The sequence below is a fragment of the Tatumella sp. UCD-D_suzukii genome, from assembly GCF_000611875.2.
GTDB classification, from domain to species: domain Bacteria; phylum Pseudomonadota; class Gammaproteobacteria; order Enterobacterales; family Enterobacteriaceae; genus Tatumella; species Tatumella ptyseos.
This window is the reverse complement of the sequence record NZ_JFJX01000042.1, coordinates 1-699: the sequence shown is the minus strand read 5'-3', so window position 1 is coordinate 699 and position 699 is coordinate 1. Positions and strand designations below refer to the sequence as shown.

General features: G+C 43.8%; 1 pseudogene. It reads left to right on the top strand.

From position 1 onward, the window contains the following. Window positions 1–699 (top strand): annotated as a pseudogene (locus tag CG67_RS18310) (attachment protein); the annotation flags it as partial.

The window sequence follows — 699 nt, the reverse complement described above, 5'->3', positions numbered from 1 at the left end:
GTTATATTAACTATAACGGCTGTGAGTATGAAGCAACGGGCGTTATCGTTTGTAATAACGCTAAAACGGTCTGTGCTGCGACTTGGAAGCCTACAGGTTACGTTCCTGAGTCTGGTGAGAGTCAATCACAACCAACTGACGATATTGGTGGTGATACTGGTGGTTCTGAGACTGGTGGCGGTGATACTGGTGGTTCTGATACTGGTGGCTCTTCTGGCGGTTCTGATACGGGTGGCTCCTCTGGAGGTTCTTCCGGTGGCACGTCCGGTAAGTCCCTAACTGAGGATCAAGTAGCTTCTGCTGTTGCTAAGGGCGTTAAAACGGCAACCCCTGATTTGTCAGAGGGCATCAAGGATAAACTTACCGAAGATGATACTTCTACAGATGACAAGCGATCAGCTGATGAGCAGACTCAAAATAATATTACTTCGCTTGGTGATAATTTAAATAATCTAGTTCGCGGTGCTGGTAAATTTGCTGACCCTGAGCAAAATACTGGTCATTATGGTGATGGTGATTCAGAGTTTGATTTGGCAACTGCTCAAGCTAAAACTCAATTAAATATTGATAAAGATTCTCATGGCGGTGCTTGGGAATCATTTTTAAATGAAGGCGCTCTAAGGCCGTCTATTCCTACTGGTCATGGCTGTAGTAATTTTGTTATGTTTTCTGGTTCTGTTTATCAAATTGAGATAGGTT